Origin of the sequence: Embleya sp. NBC_00896 (assembly GCF_045207785.1) — a bacterium.
In the GTDB taxonomy this organism is placed as follows: Bacteria; Actinomycetota; Actinomycetes; order Streptomycetales; family Streptomycetaceae; genus Embleya.
The window spans coordinates 1,592,992-1,609,889 of the sequence record NZ_CP108776.1 but is presented as its reverse complement, the minus strand read 5'-3'; the positions used below and the strand labels follow the sequence as shown (position 1 = coordinate 1,609,889).

14 protein-coding genes are annotated in these 16,898 nt (G+C 70.9%); 8 read left to right on the top strand and 6 right to left on the bottom strand.

What is annotated here, in order from left to right; translation table 11 throughout:
- Nucleotides 1-120 precede the first annotated feature (120 nt).
- From OG928_RS07275 to OG928_RS07265, 3 genes are all read right to left on the bottom strand, one after another.
- Nucleotides 121-1,608, bottom strand: a complete 1,488-nt coding sequence (locus tag OG928_RS07275; protein WP_406280727.1) for an MFS transporter — start codon at nucleotides 1,606-1,608, stop codon at nucleotides 121-123.
- Nucleotides 1,605-2,144 carry a nuclear transport factor 2 family protein gene (locus tag OG928_RS07270; protein WP_406290833.1) on the bottom strand — a complete coding sequence of 180 codons (540 nt, stop codon included), beginning with the start codon at nucleotides 2,142-2,144 and terminating at the stop codon, nucleotides 1,605-1,607. The genes OG928_RS07275 and OG928_RS07270 overlap by 4 nt, the downstream gene beginning before the upstream one ends.
- An 81-nt stretch (nucleotides 2,145-2,225) precedes the next feature.
- The gene (locus OG928_RS07265) at nucleotides 2,226-2,921 is read right to left on the bottom strand and encodes a spermidine synthase (protein ID WP_406280725.1); all 696 of its coding nucleotides are present in this window, start codon (nucleotides 2,919-2,921) and stop codon (nucleotides 2,226-2,228) included.
- Between the two features lie 518 nt (nucleotides 2,922-3,439).
- Between OG928_RS07265 and OG928_RS07260 the strand changes: the two genes are divergently transcribed.
- From OG928_RS07260 to OG928_RS07235, 6 genes are all read left to right on the top strand, one after another.
- Nucleotides 3,440-4,996 (top strand): ABC transporter substrate-binding protein, encoded by a 1,557-nt coding sequence (locus OG928_RS07260; protein WP_406280723.1) that lies wholly within the window; start codon nucleotides 3,440-3,442, stop codon nucleotides 4,994-4,996.
- 245 nt (nucleotides 4,997-5,241) lie between these two features.
- A complete protein-coding gene (locus tag OG928_RS07255) occupies nucleotides 5,242-7,473 on the top strand; it encodes an ABC transporter permease subunit (RefSeq protein WP_406280721.1) in 2,232 nt (743 codons plus the stop codon).
- Complete coding sequence (locus tag OG928_RS07250; RefSeq protein ID WP_406280720.1) at nucleotides 7,463-8,224, top strand: ABC transporter ATP-binding protein; 762 nt, start codon at nucleotides 7,463-7,465, stop codon at nucleotides 8,222-8,224. The genes OG928_RS07255 and OG928_RS07250 overlap by 11 nt, the downstream gene beginning before the upstream one ends.
- Nucleotides 8,221-8,964 carry an ABC transporter ATP-binding protein gene (locus tag OG928_RS07245; protein WP_406280718.1) on the top strand — a complete coding sequence of 248 codons (744 nt, stop codon included), beginning with the start codon at nucleotides 8,221-8,223 and terminating at the stop codon, nucleotides 8,962-8,964. The genes OG928_RS07250 and OG928_RS07245 overlap by 4 nt, the downstream gene beginning before the upstream one ends.
- Before the next feature lie 58 nt (nucleotides 8,965-9,022).
- Entirely contained in the window at nucleotides 9,023-9,553 is a 531-nt protein-coding gene (locus OG928_RS07240; RefSeq protein ID WP_406280716.1) for a hypothetical protein, read from the top strand.
- Between the two features lie 108 nt (nucleotides 9,554-9,661).
- On the top strand, nucleotides 9,662-9,808 hold the full coding sequence (locus OG928_RS07235) for a hypothetical protein (RefSeq protein ID WP_406280714.1): 147 nt from the start codon (nucleotides 9,662-9,664) through the stop codon (nucleotides 9,806-9,808).
- Nucleotides 9,809-9,975: 167 nt separating this feature from the next.
- Here the strand turns inward: OG928_RS07235 and OG928_RS07230 are convergent, their stop codons facing one another.
- Nucleotides 9,976-11,121 (bottom strand): acyl-CoA dehydrogenase family protein, encoded by a 1,146-nt coding sequence (locus OG928_RS07230; protein WP_406280712.1) that lies wholly within the window; start codon nucleotides 11,119-11,121, stop codon nucleotides 9,976-9,978.
- On the bottom strand, nucleotides 11,118-12,341 hold the full coding sequence (locus OG928_RS07225; RefSeq protein ID WP_406280710.1) for an acyl-CoA dehydrogenase family protein: 1,224 nt from the start codon (nucleotides 12,339-12,341) through the stop codon (nucleotides 11,118-11,120). Before OG928_RS07225 ends, OG928_RS07230 begins: the two co-directional genes overlap by 4 nt.
- Before the next feature lie 254 nt (nucleotides 12,342-12,595).
- Here OG928_RS07225 and OG928_RS07220 point away from each other — a divergent pair, with 254 nt between their 5' ends.
- Complete coding sequence (locus OG928_RS07220; protein ID WP_406280708.1) at nucleotides 12,596-14,413, top strand: AMP-binding protein; 1,818 nt, start codon at nucleotides 12,596-12,598, stop codon at nucleotides 14,411-14,413.
- Nucleotides 14,414-14,497: 84 nt separating this feature from the next.
- Nucleotides 14,498-15,226 (top strand): HdeD family acid-resistance protein, encoded by a 729-nt coding sequence (locus OG928_RS07215; RefSeq protein ID WP_406280706.1) that lies wholly within the window; start codon nucleotides 14,498-14,500, stop codon nucleotides 15,224-15,226.
- Between the two features lie 153 nt (nucleotides 15,227-15,379).
- Here the strand turns inward: OG928_RS07215 and OG928_RS07210 are convergent, their stop codons facing one another.
- On the bottom strand, nucleotides 15,380-16,891 hold the full coding sequence (locus tag OG928_RS07210; RefSeq protein ID WP_406280704.1) for a DHA2 family efflux MFS transporter permease subunit: 1,512 nt from the start codon (nucleotides 16,889-16,891) through the stop codon (nucleotides 15,380-15,382).
- Nucleotides 16,892-16,898: the final 7 nt, after the last annotated feature.

Here is a 16,898-nt window from a genome sequence, read left to right as displayed (position 1 = left end):
GGGCTAAAAGGTGGCCTCAAGCGCCGGCCGGGCTATAAATAGCCCGTCCGGCGTTTGAGGACCCACGACGCAGAATCGCCACCGCCTTGTCACAAGCGCCGAACGCACGGGCAGTCTTCCCTACCGGGCCGCCTCCACACGGTGCGGTTCCGGAACCACCTGTACGGTCTTGCCGGCCTTGCGTGCGGCCGGGATCGACCACGCGAGCAGCCCCGCGAGCAGGCAGCCGACGCCCAGCATGCCGAAGCAGAACAGGTAGCCCGCGAGTTCGGGCGCCTGCGCGACGCCGGCCGCGCGCGCGGTGCCCGCGTCCACCAGGTTCGCGCTCAGGATCGCGCCCAGGACGGCCGTGCCGGTCGCCCCGCCCACCGTGCGCAGCACCGCGTTCATGCCGTTGGCCACGCCCGTCATGTCCGCCGGCACGTTGTCGTTGATCAGCGCGGGCATCGCCGAGAACGCCAGCCCCAGGCCGAAGCCGAACAGCACGCCGACCATCGAGAAGGCCCACCAGTGCCCGTGCAGCGGCAGCAGCAGCCCGAAGGCGGCACCACTGAGCAACGGGCCGAGCACGAGTGCGGGTTTGGGCCCGTACCGGTTGGTCATCCGAGCCGCGACCGGGGCCGCGGCGAGGTTGCCGATCGTGCCGGGCAGCATGATCAGACCCGCGATCAGGACCGACTTGCCGAAGCCGTACCCCAGTGCCGACGGCGCCTGGATGAACGGCGGGAACAGCAGCGAGGAGCCGTACATCGCCATGCCCGTGAACACCCCGGACAGGTTCGCGAGCAGCACCGGCCGGCGGGCCATCACCCGCAGGTCGACCAGCGGTTCGGGGTGGTGCAGCGCCCAGCCGATCCAGGCCCCGAACATCAGCACCGCCAGCACGAGTCCGCCGACCACGAGCGGGTCGCCCCACCCGGACCGGCTGCCCATGCTCACCGCCGCGAGCAGCGACGCCAGCCATCCGGACAGCGTCACCGCGCCCACGAGGTCGACCCGGCCCTGCCGCCGCTCGGCGGTGTCGGGCACGACCCGCCACACCATCAACATCGACAGCAGCGCGACCAGGGCCGAGAGCCAGAACAGCAGGTGGTAGTCCCAGCGGTCGGCGATCAGGCCGGTCATCACCGAGCCGAACGTGGCGCCCACGCTGATCGTCGCGCCGATCGTGGCGATGCTGCCCGCCGAACGCTCCTTCGGGAACTCGTCGCGCACCACGCTCAGCGCCAGCGGGACCACCCCGCCGCCCATGCCCTGGAGCACCCGGCCCGCGATCAGCATCACGTACGACGTCGTGCACGCGGCGAGGATCGAGCCGACCGCGACGGCCGCGAGCGCGTACAGGAGGAAGCGCTTGCGACCACGCAGATCACCGAGCCGACCGAGCAGCGGGGTGGCCACGGCGGACGCGAGCAGGTTGCCGGTGAGCACCCACGCGATCGCCGAGCTGGAGACGCCGAGCCGGTTCTGCAACTGCGGCAGGATCGGCGAGACCACGGTCTGCATGACCGCCATCGTGGTCGCGGAGAAGGACAGCGCGACCAGGATCATCGTCGGGCCGTGGCGCCTGGTCTCCTCGCGCGCGGCCCCGTTCGTGCCGGTGCTCATGCCGTCAGCGGCCGGTCCTGGACCCAGTCACAGTGCAGGGTGCGGGTCTCGATGCGCCAACCCTCGTCGGTACGCGCGAACGTGTCGAGGTAGCGGATCGACATGACCCGGTCGCGGCGCACCCCGCAGGACTCGTAGATGTGGTGCGCGGTGCAGTACGTCTCGGCGTTCGCGCGATCGCCGCCCGGCTCGAACGCGACGAGCTGATTGGCGATCAGATGCGTGGTGGCGAGGTAGCGTTCGAGGCTCGCGAGGGCCTTGGCGATCTCCTCCCGGCCGGTCCGCACGGCGGGCGGTTCGGTGGACCCGGGGTCGCGGTGGATCACCAGACGACCCTCGGGCGTGAACATCGAGGCGACGAGGTCGGGCTTGCGACGATCCGCGCCGTGCGCGTAGGTCTGCACCACATCGCGCAGTTCGCTGCGATCGCGAAGCTCTCGGAAGGCCCGCGACTCCTGGAATTCACGGAGGTCACGGAGCCCACCGGGTTCACCCGGATGGTGTCGAAAGGGCGAGTCCGCCTCGTCGTCGTGCATGTCCACCCTTTCACCTGCTGCCGTCTTCGCATGCTGGCAGCAGTTGGATGACACACGCAAGTTTGTCTGACGTCGTGTCAGTTACATCTCCCTCGCAACGAACACGACGTCGGGTTCCCCTCTGGGGACCGCGACCCGATGCACCGTCACCTGCGCGAATCGGCTCCGCAACCGGTCCGCGAAGGCCGGGCTCGCGCTCGCGCTCCAGAATGTCAGCACGCCCCCCGGCAGCAGTCGGGCGCGCAGCGCGTCGAGCCCGGCGTCGTCGTACAGCGACGCGTTGCCGTCGGTCACCGTCCACTCCGGACCGTTGTCGATGTCCAGACACAGCGCGTGGAACCGTTCGGGGGCGGCGTCCGGGCCGGTGACGGGGGAGCGCACCCACGCGACCAGATCGGCTGTGACCACGCTCACGCGCGGGTCGGTCAACGCGTGCCCGGAGAACGGCGCGAGTGGCCCGCGGCCCCACGCGACGACGTGCGGTTCGCGTTCGATCACCGTCACGTGCGCGACGCGCGGTTCGGTCAGCGCCTCGCGCAGGGTGAAGCCGACGCCCAGGCCGCCGACCAGGATCCGCAGCGCGGGCACGTCACCGAGCGCGTCGAGCGCGCTGCGCACGAGCAGTCGCTCCGATTCGCCCGCACGCGTATCCATCAGGAAGCAGCCGTTGCTGATGATCTCGTAGTGCTCGCCCGCACGTCGGAGGACGAGTTCGCCGTCCGCCGCCGGGACGCGTTCGATCTCGCGTGCGTCGGTGGTCGGATCGATCGTGTACATCGGTTCACTGACTCCTTGTCGCTTTATGGAGAACGGGTGTCGTCGTGTCGCCTTCTCGACCGCCCGGGTGCCGTGGGCAGCGGATGACGCACCGGATAACAGTGCCATCACGAAGCCGAGGATTTCCGATCCTGACGGTCCAAACGGTGACACGTGTCCAGTGGCACGCCTCGCCCACCTCAGCACTGTCGCCGGCCTTCCGGCCAGCGGTTTTCTCCACTTCGGTGACTCTTGCACCCTGTAGGACACCCCGTTAAGGTCCCGGCCATTGCTTCATGGCCCATTGACTGATGGCATGTCAGATCCAGTCGCAGGGACGCCTCGCAGGCGGAGCCCGGGGTGGGGCAAGCACACGACGAGAAACAGACGAGAACAACCGGAACACGACGAGAACCAGGCAGCAGCACGCAGCAGTACGCAGTGGTAGGCAGTCGTACGCAGTAGTAGGCAGCAGTAGTACGTGAGCGCGCACCGGGCACCTCTGCCCGGCCCGTGGAAACGAAGTGTCGGGAGGGCTGATGGCATCAACTTCCGCCGGGCGGCGTGGGACGCGCCGACGAGCGGCGGCCGGCTTGCTGGTCGTGCCGCTCCTTATGGCGGTCGGATGTAGCCGCTCGGGTGACGACGCGGTGGCCAAGGGCCCCGGGGCGACGGGCGGCAACTCGGGGGGCACCTCGCCCAAGGCCCCGGTCGGATCGGGCGGCCCCGCCGACTTCGGCACCCTCAAGGACGTCTGTGGCAAGGGCGACGGCAAGCCGCTCACCAAGAAGGCGGACCGCGGCGTCACCGACACCGAGATCTCGGTGACCGTGACCGGCGACCCGGGCGCGCCCGCGCAACCGGGTCTCGGCAAAGAGTTCTTCGAGATGGCCGAAGGCTTCACCAAGTGGTGCAACGGCCTCGGCGGCATCAACGGTCGCAAGATCAAGCTGACCAAGCGCGACGCCGCGCTCACCAACGTCGGCACGGTCATGACCGCGGCCTGCCAGAGCGACTTCATGGTCGTCGGCGGCGGCAACCCGTTCGACAACGACGGGGTCAAGGCGCGCGTCGGCTGCAAGCTCGGCGGCTTCCCGGCCTACGTGGTCGGCGAGGAGTCGGCCAAGTCGGAGCTCCAGGACCTCGCGGTCGGCCTGCCGGTCTCGACCACGGTCGTGGGCGCGTACAAGGCGGTCTTCGCGGCGCACCCCGACGTCAAGGCCAAGGTCGGCCTGCTCGGCCAGAACATGGCCTCGCTGCGGCCCTCGATGGTCCGCTACAAGGCGGGCGTCGAGGCCGCCGGCGGCACGGTCGTCTACAAGGAGGACGTCCAGGTCATCGCGCCCCCGTGGCGCCCGACGCTGGAGAAGATGAAGCAATCCGGGGTCGAGATGCTGATCACGACCTGGCTCGCGGTCGACTCGGCGGCGATGTTCCGCGAGATGGACGCGATGAACTGGCACCCCAAGGTCATCGTGAGCGATGCCTCGGCGTACAACCGGTACACGCTCGCCGCCGCCAAGAACTCGAAGATCCCCGACACCTACATCTACCCGACGTTCGTCCCGCAGTCGCTCGGCGACAAGAACCCCGCCGTGCAGAAGGCGCTGGAGATCCTGCACCTCGCCGATCCCGGCAAGGACCTGGAGTTCTTCCACATGTCGGGGATCAACTCCTGGCTGCTGTGGGCGAGCGCGGTCAAGGACTGCGGCTCCGAGGTCACCACCGAGTGCGTGCTGGCCAAGGGCAAGCGCGCGAACTGGGACGCGGGCGGCCTGTTCGCCCCGGGACCGATCGTCGAGACCAAGGACGTCCGCGCGTCGGACTGCTTCACGATGGTCAAGCCGACCGCCAAGGGCTTCGAGTACGACGCCGCGATGACCAAGCCGAACAAGAACGAGTTCTTCAACTGCGACCCGGCCAACGTGGTCGCCGTCGCGCCGGGGGCACCGCCCGCGCCCTCCACTTCGCCGAGCAGCGAGCCGCCGGGCACCCCGCCGCCGGCGGGCAACACCCCCACGAGCGCACCGCCGTCGACGGAGCCGCCGGGCGGAGGGGAACCGCCGCCGGCCGCGCCGCCGGAGGACGTGACCTGAGTACGACCCGACCGATCGCCCCACCCGAGCACCACACGCGGTACCGCACCCGGCACCGCGCGCACCACCGCTGAACCGTCGGCCGCACGACCCGGCCCGACCACGCGACACACCATCGGTCGCCCTTCCGTCCCGCACAGGGCGGGAGGGCGCCCCAGCGGCCCTGACGACCTGTCAGGAGCCGTGCCGCACCAGTCTCCGAGACCGATCGCCCCGCGACACGGCCCGGCCCGAACGGAGGGCGCGTGCACGAGTTCATCATCCTCACCATCAGCGGCCTGGTCACCGGCGGCATCTATGCCATCACCGCCGGCGGCCTGACCCTGACCTACACCACCACGGGCATCTTCAACTTCGCCCACGGTGTGACGGGCGCGCTCGCCGCGTTCACGTATTGGCAGTTGCACTTCGACTGGGGCTGGCCGGTCTGGCTGTCCATCGTCGTGGTGTTGGGCATCCTCGCTCCCGCTTTCGGGATCCTCCTGCACTTCGCGATCATGCGGCGACTGGAGGGCACGTCCGAGACGACCCGCCTGATGGTCACCGTCGCGGTGCTGCTGAGCCTGCTCGCCTCGGTCATGTGGATCTGGGATCCGCAGACCCCGCGCAACGTGGTGAGCTTCTTCCCCGGCGAGTCCGTCGACATGGGCGGCACCACCGTCTCCTACCACGACCTGATCACCCTGGCCGTCGCGCTGTTCGTCGCGGTCGGCCTGTGGATCCTGCTGCGCTCGACCCGCGCGGGCGTGGCGATGCGCGCGACCGTCGACGACCGCAACCTCGCGGTGCTCAACGGATCGCGCCCCGAGGTGCCCGGCATGCTGGCATGGGCGACCGGCACGATGCTCGCCGCGGTGGCGGGCATCCTGATCGCGCCCAAGCTCTCGTTCGCCGCGCTGCCGCTGACCCTGCTGATCGTCAACGCCTACGCCGCAGCCGTGATCGGCCGGCTCAACAGCCTGCCGTGGACGTTCGTCGGCGCGATGATCATCGGCCTGGTCACCGAGTACGGCAAGGGCTACCTCAGCGAGACCAGGTTCCCCACCGCGGGCCCCTACCTCGGCGGCCTCACCGACTCGATGCCGGTAGTGGTGCTGTTCGTGGCGATCCTGCTGCTGCCCACCTCCCGGTTGCGCGGCCACGCCTCCTCCCGCACCCGGGAGATCTCGCACCGGCCGACCTGGACCGGCTCGCTCGTCTTCGCCGGCCTGGTGATCGCGGGCGCCGTGGTCGCCGCCAACACCCTCGGCGCCGCCGACCTGTTCTCCAGCACCAAGATGTGGGGCTTCGCGATCATCGGCCTCTCGGTGATCCCGCTGGTGGGCTACGCCGGGAAGATGTCGCTGGCCCAACTCGGGTTCGCCGGCATCGGCGCGATCTGCGTGTCGCACCTGGGCTCCGGCGGCAACCCGCTCGGACTGCTGTGGGCCGCGCTCATCTGCGCCGCCATCGGCGTGCTGGTGGCGCTGCCCGCGCTGCGCCTGTCCGGCATCTATCTCGCGCTGGCCACCGCGGCCTTCGCGGTGCTGCTGGACCGCTGGATCTTCGGACTGCCCGCGTTCACCTGGGGCGACACCAGGATCGACCTGTTCAACAGCGGCACGCTCAACTTCGAGCGCTTCGACTGGCCCGGCATCGACATCTCCTCCGACAAGGCGTACTTCATCTTCGGCGCGGTCTTCTTCGCGCTGTCGTCGCTGGTCGTGGTGTGGATTCGGCGCGGCGAGTTCGGCCGCAGGCTGCTGGCGATGAAGGACAGCCCGGCGGCGTGCGCGACGATCGGCATGAACCACAAGCTGACCACGCTCACCGTGTTCGGCCTCTCCGCCGCGATGGCGGGAGTCGGCGGCGGCATCCTCGGCGGCGCGCTGGGCACCCTGTCGCCGGCCAACTTCGACTTCACCGCGGGCCTTTCGGTCCTGATGCTGATGGTGATCGCCGGGCTCACGTCCCCGGGGGCCGCGCTGTTCGCGGGCATCTTCCTGGGCACGCCGCTGATGACCAACCTCTTCCCCGACTACACCCAGCTCACCACGATCCTGATCGGCCTCAACGGGATCGCGCTGGGCAAGAACCCGAACGGCTTCATCGCCGCGAAGATTCGCCCCGAATGGGAACCCGCGCTCAAGCGACCGGCCGTCCTGGTCGGCAGCGCGGTCGCGCAAATCGCCCTGGTCGTCCTGCGATTCACCGACGTGATCGAGAACTGGACGTTCGTGCTCGGCATCCTGCTGGCCGTGATCGGCATTCCGGCGGCGCTGAAGATCGAGGTCATGCTCAAGGCGCCGCGGACCGTGCAGGAGCTGCCGGAGGGCCTGTCCGAGCAGCCCGAGGGCCTGGGCCTGAACGGCGGCCGGTTCAAGCCGGCCGACATCGAGGCGCTCGACAAGCTGATCGCGATGCCGTCGCTGCAAACGACCGTCGCGATGGCCGAGACACCGTCAACCACCCTGCCTGGAGCGCGTCATGGGGCTTGAGGTCGAGGGCGTCACGGTCCGCTTCGGCGGCCACACCGCCCTGAACAACGTCAACATCTGGGCCCACGAGGGCAAGGTCACCGGTCTGATCGGCCCCAACGGCGCCGGCAAGACCACGATCTTCAACGTGATCACCGGACTCCAGCCGCCGTCGTCGGGCCGGGTCAGGATGGACGGCCGCGACGTCAGCAAGCTCGCGCCCTACCGTCGGGCCCGGCTGGGGATGGCCCGGACGTTCCAGCGCCTGGAGCTCTTCGGGTCGCTGACCGTACGGGAGAACATCCAGGTCGCGGCCGCGCAGTACCGCCGGCTCAACCGCGGCACCAGGGAGACCCCGCAGGACACCTCCGCCCGGCTCCTGCACCGGCTCAACCTGACCCACATCGCGCACATCCGGGCCGACCAACTCCCCACCGGTCAAGGCCGGTTGGTCGAGTTGGCCCGGTCGCTGGCGTGCCGGCCCAAGATCCTGCTCCTGGACGAGCCCGCCTCGGGCCAGGACGACGAGGAGACCCGCGGCTTCGGGCAGCTGCTGCGCGAGATCGCCAACGACGGGGTCGCGGTGCTGCTGGTCGAGCACGACATGGACCTCGTGATGAACACCTGCGACGAACTGCACGTGCTTGACTTCGGCAAAAAAATCGCCAACGGTACGTGCGACGAGATCCGCACCAACGCGGCCGTACAGGCCGCGTACCTCGGTACCGCCGACGCCGCGGCGGCCGACGAAGTCCTGCAGGAGACCGTATGACCCTGAACGTGGCCGACACGCGGCCGACCGAGGAGCCGGGTACCCCGCCGCTGCTCGAACTGCGCGGCATCAGCGCCGCGTACGAGCAGGTCGAGGTGCTGCACAAGGTGGACCTCGCGGTCCCCACCGGCAAGGTGATGGCGGTTCTCGGCCCCAACGGCGCCGGCAAGACCACGATGCTCAAGGTGATCACCGGGCTGCACCAGCCCACCGGCGGGGACATTTACCTCGCCGGACGGTGCGTCACCGGGGCCGCTCCCGTGGACCTCGCGCGGATCGGCCTGTGCAGCATCCCGGAAGGCCGAGGGGTCTTCCCCAATCTCACCGTGTCCGAGAACCTGTGGATGGCGACCTACCGAGGAATCTCCCGCAAGGAGATCGAGGAGAAGGTCTTCCCGATCTTCCCTCGCCTCAAGGAACGCCGGACCCAGGCCGCGGGCACGATGTCGGGCGGCGAGCAGCAGATGCTGGCCGTCGCCCGGGCGATCGCCACCAACCCGGCCATCATCCTGCTGGACGAGCTGTCGATGGGCCTCGCGCCCCTCGTCGTCGACCAGTTGTACGACGTGGTCGGGAAGATCGCCGAGACCGGTGTCACCGTGCTCCTGGTCGAGCAGTTCGCGCGCACGGCACTCGCCGTCGCCGACCTCGCCGCGGTCATGAGCGGTGGCCGGATCCTTCAGGTCGGCACCCCGGACGAGATCGCCGGCGACCTGCACAGCGCCTACCTGGGCGGCTGATCGGACATGGCCGTCGGGTATGCATCAACCTCACGGCGACCCACGAGGTGACCACTTAATGAGTATGAACAGCGTGAACGCCGACGGGCACCCCGCACCCGCGGGCAACCCCGCCGGCGAGCCGCCGACGGTTCCGCAGGGGGTGCCGAGCGCCGGACCACCACCGGCGTTCGCACCGCGTCACGCGGCGCCCCCGGCGGCGAGCACACAGGACCGAACCCGGCAGTTCACCGCCGACGTCGGCAGCCTCAAGCTGCGCGCGCCCAAGACCATGCTCGACACCCAGCTGATGTGGCTGGGCGTCGGTCTCATGGGTCTGGGGATCGTGATGGGCGTCGGTGCCTACTTCATGTCCCACAACACGACGCTGATCCTGACCCAGAACGACGCGATCACCCTGGGCCTGGCGGCGATCCCGGTCTCGTTGCTGGGCTTCGCCCTCTTCATCCGCTACTCGTTGTCCACGTTCATGCGGTTCTGGCTGGCGCGTCTGATCGCCGCCCAGCAGGGACCGCAGGCCGCCCCGGCGGCCGCGGCGTACGGCGAGGACGCGACCGCGGTGCTCCCCTCCATTCCGGCGGGGCACTGAGACAGGCCGGTGAGAGGCCGGTGCGAAACCCTCCTCATCGGGCGGCGCGCGGTGGCATCCTGAAAGGGACGGCCGCCGCGCGCAGCACCCTTGAGGGGCAATCAGGTCATGAGCGACAACCCGCACACGGCGGACCCCGGTCCGGCCGATCCCCCCGCCCCCCGGGACGGAAAGCGCCTTCGTCTCGTCACGGCGGTGTGGGCCGTGCTCATGACGGTCGCGGTGGTCATGATCATCCTGATGCTGCGCAGCTAGTGCCGTGACCGGTGCCGTGACCGGCAGCGTGAGCGGGAACGCACGGGGTCGGGAGCCGTTCCCGGCCGCGCGGCGAGCGACACCGAACACGTGACACCGAACAGTGAAAGCGCACATGCGGCCGGCCGGTCCCGATCGGGACCGGCCGGCCGCATGTGCGCACCCCGTCAGATCGCGGGCGGCAGGTCCACCAGGGCCGACAGCGTGCTCCGGTGCCGGTCCGCCGTGCCCAGCAGCAGCGCCGACGCCATCGCCCGCTTGAGGTACAGGTGGGCCGGGTGCTCCCAGGTGAACCCGATGCCGCCGTGCAGCTGTACGCACTCCTCGGCGGTGCGCACCGCGACCTCGCCGCAGTACGCCTGCGCGAGCGCCGTGGCCACCGCGACGTCCGGCGAGTCCTCGGCCAGACACGCCGCCGCGTAGCGCGCCGCCGCCCGGGCCGCGGCGATGTCCGACCACAGGTCGGCCGCGCGATGGCGCAGCGCCTGGAACGAGCCGATCGGCCGCCCGAACTGGTGCCGCACCTTCAGGTAGGACACCGCCTCGTCCAACGCCTGCTGGGCCACGCCCAACTGCTCCGACGCCAGCAGCGCCGCGCCGTGCCGCAGCGCCGCCCCGAGCGCGGCCTCGGCCGTCTCCGGCCCGGCCAGCACGTCGGCCCGGACCTGATCCAGCGTCAACTCGCCCACCGGGCGCGTCGCGTCGAGCGAGGTCAGCCCGCGCCGGATCAGGTTCGCCGCGTCGCCCGCGACCAAGGCCAGATGCGGCGCGCCGTCCACGACCACCGGAACGACCAGCAGATCGGCCCGATCCGCGGCCAACACCCCGGTCACCGCACCGGTCAGCACCAGCCCGTCCGGGTCGAACGTGCCGGTCACCGACAGCGGGAAGGCCGCGCCCGGCCAGGTCGTCGCGGTCACCGCCAGGGTGCCGGTCCGGGTCCCGTCGGCGAGCGCGCGCAGCGCCGCGTCGCGCGCGGCGGAGGCCGGCGACGCCAACAGCGCCGACGTCGCGAGCACCGCGCTGGCCAGGAACGGCACCGGCGCGACCGCGCGGCCCAGCTCCTCCAGGGCCACCGCCGCCTCGCGCGGCCCGGCCCCCGCCCCGCCGAACTCCTCCGGGATCAGCAGCCCGGCCAGCCCCAACTCGGCCGCGACCGCCTTCCACAGGCCGTCGTCGTACGCCTCGTCCGTGTCGATCCGCGCGAGCACGTCGTGCCACGCGCATCGATCCCGCAACAGCTCGCGCAGCGTCGCGCGCAGCTCCTCCTCGATCTCGCCGTACAGCAGCGACGGAATACGGGGCTCGCTCACCGGGGCATCTCCTTCCACGGCACCTTGGTGTCGGTACGCGGTTCTCGCGGCAGGTCGAGCACCCGGTCCGCGATCACGTTGCGCAGCACCTCGGACGTGCCGCCCTCGATCGAATTGCCCTTGGCCCGCAGGTAGTAGTAGCCCGCGGCGCGCGCGCCCAGCGCGGCCTGGCCCAACTCGCTGCGGCGCATCGTCCAGTCGTCGTAGCCGAGCCCGTCCTCGCCGGTGAGCTCCAGCCACAACCGGGTGACGTCCTGGTTCAGGCGCGCGTACGCGATCTTGGCCGCCGAGCCCTCGGGGCCCGGCGCGCCGGCCGCGAGCTGCTGCCGGATCCGCTCGTTGCCCAGGCGCGCGACCTCGCACTCCACCCAGGCCCGCAACAGCCGGTCGTGCAGGCCGGGGGTGCGCAGCTCCGGCCGGTCCCGCCAGACCCGCGCGACCGCGCCGATCGCGTCCGCCTCGCGCGCGGACGCCGCGCCGCCGATCGCCACCCGCTCGTTCATCAGCGTCGTGTTCGACACCGCCCAGCCCTGGCCCACGTCCCCGGCCCGGTTCGCGTCCGGGATCCGCACGTCGGTCAGGAACACCTCGTTGAACTCGGCCTGCCCGGTGGCCTGGCGCAGCGGGCGCACCTCGACCCCCGGCGACGTCATGTCCAGGAAGAAGTAGGTCAGCCCCTGGTGCTTGGGCAGGTCCGGATCGGTCCGGGTGAGCAGCATCGCCCAGCGCGACTTGTGCGCGAGCGAGGTCCACACCTTCTGTCCGGTGACGATCCAGTCGCCGTCACCGTCGCGCACCGCGCGGGTGGCCAGCCCGGCCAGGTCGGAGCCCGCGCCCGGCTCGCTGAACAGCTGGCACCAGATCTCCTCGCCGGTCCACAGCGGACGCAGCAACCGGGCCTTGAGGTCCGCGCTGCCGTGCGCGGCGATCGTCGGCGCGCCCATCCCCAACCCGATCGGATTGCGGTACCCGCTGGCGGCCTTCGCGCCCGCCGCGACCAACTCGCTCTCGACGAGCTGTTGGAGCGCCCGCGAGGCGCCCAGTCCGCCGCACCCGGCCGGGAAGTGCACCCAGGCCAGCCCCGCGTCGAACCGATGGCCCAGGAACTCGATCGACTGCATCGTCGTCGGATCGTGGGCCGCGACCAGCTCGCGCACCCGTCGGCGAATGTCCTCCGCGTCGACCTCGCCCGTATTCGTCACCTTGTTCGGATCCGTCACGCCGCCCCGATCTGCCACAAGAGGTGTCTCCGTCCTCCGTCATGACGCCCTGTTCATCGATACCCGACACACCGTCGACAACCGGGCCACCTGGATGCTAGGCGCTGAACTCACCGGTAGGAAGCCCGCTCGGGGACCCCCCAAGCGGTGCGCTCAGGCGATATGTTCGTGCTCCCGTGTGAGATCGAGTACACGCCGGGACTTCAGCCGGGACCCGCCGGGTATCCGGGCGTCGCAGGGGGTGCAGTCCAGCAATGACCGCCGAAGAACTCGAGGCGGGTCTCGCCGCCGAGCTCGCCGCGGACGGGGAGTCGGTCACCGAAGCGCTGGACGCGTGGTCGGTGCGCGCCCCGATGCGGGTCTTCATCCACTACGGAGAACACGGCCTGGACCTCAGCTACGCCGAGGCCAAGCGCGCGACCGACACGATCGCCGGCAATTTGGAGCGGGCCGGGGTCCGGCGCGGCGATCGGGTGGGCGTGCACTGTCGCAGCGCGTACGCCGCCGCGTTGTGGATGTTCGGCATCTGGAAGGCCGGCGCGGTGTTCTGCCCGCTGGACCCCGAGGGGTTCGGCGATCTGCTCCTGGATCAGCTCGAGGCGACCCAGCCCGTGCTCGTGGTCACCGAGCGGGACCGGGTGCAGGCCCTGGAGGCGGTCCGCCCGCACCTGACCCGTCCGCCGCGGGTCACCGTGCACGACGCGGTGGGGCCGCGGCCGCCGCACGGTTTCCCGGAGATTCCGTACGCCGACTTCCTGGCCCGCGCGGTGCCGCCGGCGGTTCGGATCGACCCGGGCGAGGTCGGGATGATCGTGCACACGGCCGGGGTGACGGGGCGGCCCAAGGCCGCCGTGCTGCCGCACCGGTGGCTCGCGTCGTACACGCTGCTGCTGCGCCGGCTGACCACGCCCGACGACGTGGTGCACGTGGACCTGCCGCTGCACTCGGTCCAGGGCGCGTTCGCGGGGCTGGCCCGGGCGGCGTGGGCGGGCGCGAGCGTGTCGTTGTGGGACCGGTTCCACCCGGTCGAGTTCTGGCGCCGGGTGGTGGGCGCGGGGGCCAGCAGCGCGGTCCTGACCGAGGCGATGGTCGGGTGGCTGGCGAGCGTGCCCGAGGGGCGCGGCGAGCGGAACAACCCGCTGAACAAGGTGCTCATGCAGCCGCTCCCGCCGACCCACCACGCGTTCGCGCGGCGGTTCGGGATCGACACGGTGGTGGCCGGCTACGGGCAGGTGGAGACCGGGCTGCCGATCGCCGCGGTGCTGACCGGGCTCGGCGCCGACGAGGGCACCCCGCCGCCGTTGCGGCGCGGGCTCGGGCCCAAGGACGTCAAGGCGGCGTGCACCCGGCTCGGCGTGCCGGTCGTGGACGGTGCCCGGATCGTGCGCAAGGGCTGCCTGGGCGCGGCGCTGCCGTTCGCCCGGGTGGCGGTCCTGGACGAGCACGACCGGCCGTGCCCGCGCGGCGTCGTCGGGCACCTCGCGGTCCGGCCGCACCTGCCGGGGCTGCTCGTGCAGGAGTACGTGGACGACCCGCTGAGCATCGCGGAGGCCACCCGCAACCTGTGGTTCCACACCGGCGACGCGGCGGTGTTCGACGAGGAGGACGGCCTGCTCCACTTCGTCGACCGGGTCGTGGACCGGATCCGGATCCGCGGCGAGAACGTGTCGGCGTACCACATCGAGGACCTCGTCAACCAGCATCCCGACATCGCCGTCGGCGCGGTCTTCGGCGTGCCCGCCGAACGGGGCGAGGAGGACGAGGTGGTCCTGTACGCCGAGCCCGAGCCGGGGCACCCGCTCGACCCCGACGAGCTACGCGCGTGGTGCGCGCAGTCGCTGCCGGCCTACATGCGCCCGACGTTCGTGCGGATCGTCGCGCGGATGCCGCGTACGCCGAACGGGCGGGTGGAGAAGTACCGGCTGCGTCGGCACTTCTTGGGCCTGACGGACCGTCCGGTGTCGGCCGTTCGGAGCGTGCCCGTGGCCACGCCGGTGCCCGCGGCGCGTCCGGCGCTGTCGCCGGTGCGTTCGGCGCTGCCGCCCTCGCTGCCCCCGGGTACCCGACGTTGATCGTGCGGATATGTCGCTTTCCAGCGGGAAGGCGTACTGCGCACGCGGTTTTGCGGGCGTGGGCGGATCCGAGGAGCGACACCCATGGACAGCACGAAAGGCGGCCCGGACACGATCGGTGCGTCCGGCGCGGGCCGGCACCGGCGCAGCGGTAAGGGATTCGGGTTCGGTCTGCTCGTCGCACTCGGCACGGTCCTCATGGTCTGCGGCATCGTGGGCCTGGTCTATACGGGCATCGCGACGCTCACGACCATGCTGCTCTTCGGCTGGCTGTTGCTGATCGGCGGTGTGGTCGGGCTCGTCCAGGCGATCCAGGCCCGCAAGGAGAACGCGTTCTGGCTGGTGGTCGCGGTCTCCGCGCTCAACATCGCGGCCGGTGTGGTGCTGTTGCGCCGACCCGAGGTCGCGGCGGCGGCGCTCACGTTGTTCGTGGCGCTGCTGCTGCTCGGCGCGGGCCTGTTCCGGATCGTCGGCGGGGTCGCGAGCATGTCGGCCAAGATGATCTGGACCATCGTGGTCGGTGTGATCGACCTGGTCCTGGGACTGCTGGTGCTGGCCGAATGGCCGAGCAGCAGCCGGTACGCGATCGGCATGTTCATCTCCCTCGCCCTCTTGTTCGACGGCCTGAGTCTGGTCAGCCTCGGGCTGACGGGGCGTCGGATCGTCGGCATGGTGCGCGAGGCGGAGGTCCCGGAAGCGGCCGAACGCCCGCACGACGCGGCGGAATGGCAGGCCGACGAAGAGCCCCCGCGCGAGGGCTCCACCTTCAAGGGCCCGGACGCGATGACGAAGAAGCGGGACGACGAGAAGTAGCGAAAACGCCGGACGGGCCATGAATGGCCCGTCCGGCGTTTCATGAACAGCCCGTCCGGCGTTTGAGGACGAATCGGCCGCAGGCCGGCCTGAATCCAGCCCGTCCGGCGCCTGAGGACAACCGGCCCACCCGATGTTCGCGGCCCCGCAGGACTACTTCGTCTCGGCCGCCGCCGCGGACGGTGCGCGCCGGCTCATCAGCAGAGCCGGGACGAACGCGAGGGCCATGAAGGCCACCGCCCACCCGTAGGTGCCCTGGAACGCGTCCGCGAGCCCGGGACCGATCTCGGTCAGCGTCTGCGGCGACAGCGCGTGCAACTCGCCCAGCCCACCCGCCCCTTGCCCGGCCGGCAGGCCGTCCCGCATCGCGCCGGCGAGCAGCACCGACACCAGCGCCCCGCCGATCGCGGCCGACACCTGCTGAATGATCGTCAGGGTCGTGCCCGCCGTCGCGACCTGCTCGTGCGACATGGTGCGCAGCGCGGACGCGGTGGTCGGCATGAGCGTCATCCCCACGCCGACGCCCATCACCGCCAGGGTGCTCATCAGGATCCAGTACGGGGTGTCCGCGGCGACCTGCGTGGTGAAGGCGAGGAACCCGCCGGCGGCCACCACGATGCCGACCAGGACGATCCGTCCCGGCGCGATCCGGTCGCTGAGCCGGCTGGCGATCTGCATCGAGATCGCGGTGGCCAACGCCTGCGGGGCGCCGAGCAGTCCGGACGCGGTCGCGCTCTCGCCGCGCACCAACTGGTAGTACAGCGGGGCCAGCATCATCGACCCGAAGTAGGCGAGGACGAACAGCAGCATGGTGCCGGCGGCGGCCACGAACGGCCGGCTGCGGAACAGCCGCAGATCGATCAGCGCGTCCTCGATCCGCAGTGCGCGGACCACGAAGCCGAGCACCAGGAGCGCGCCGAGCACGGCGGGCACGAGCGTCCCGGCGGAGCCGAAGTCGCCCTTCTCGCCGCCGGTGGCCAGACCGTAGATCAGCAGCGCGAGGCCGGGGGAGAGCATCAGCAGGCCGAGCACGTCCAGCGGCTTGGTCGGCTGCGGGGTGTCGCGGGGGAAGATCTTGGCGGCCAGGCCGAGCGCGAGGGCGCCGATCGGCACGTTGATGAAGAAGATCCAGCGCCACGAGACGTCGTCCACGAGCCAGCCGCCCAGGATCGGGCCGGCGAGCGGGCCGATCAGGATCGGGATGCCCATGATGGCCATCGTGCGGCCCATCCGGCCGGGGTCGGAGGCCCGGGCCAGGATGGTCATGCCGACCGGCATGATCAGGCCGCCACCGAGCCCCTGCAGCACCCGGAACAGGATCAGTGACTCGGCCGACCAGGCGAGCCCCGCGAGTACGGAGCCGGCCGCGAAGGTGCCGATCGAGAACATGTACAGCCGCTTGGTGCCGAACCGGCCCATCGCCCACGCGGCCACCGGGATCACCGTGGCCAGCGCCAGCGTGTACCCCGTCGCGACCCATTGGATCGTGGCCAGCGGGGCGTCGAAGTCCTGCGCGAGGTGGTTGAGCGCGACGTTGACGACCGTCACGTCGAGCACCGACATGATCGATCCGAGGACCACCACGAGGGCGATCATCGCGACGTTGCGGGAAGGGAGGGCGGGGGCGGCGGGAGTGCTCGGCGCGGTGGCGGTCGCGGTGGCCATCATGGGC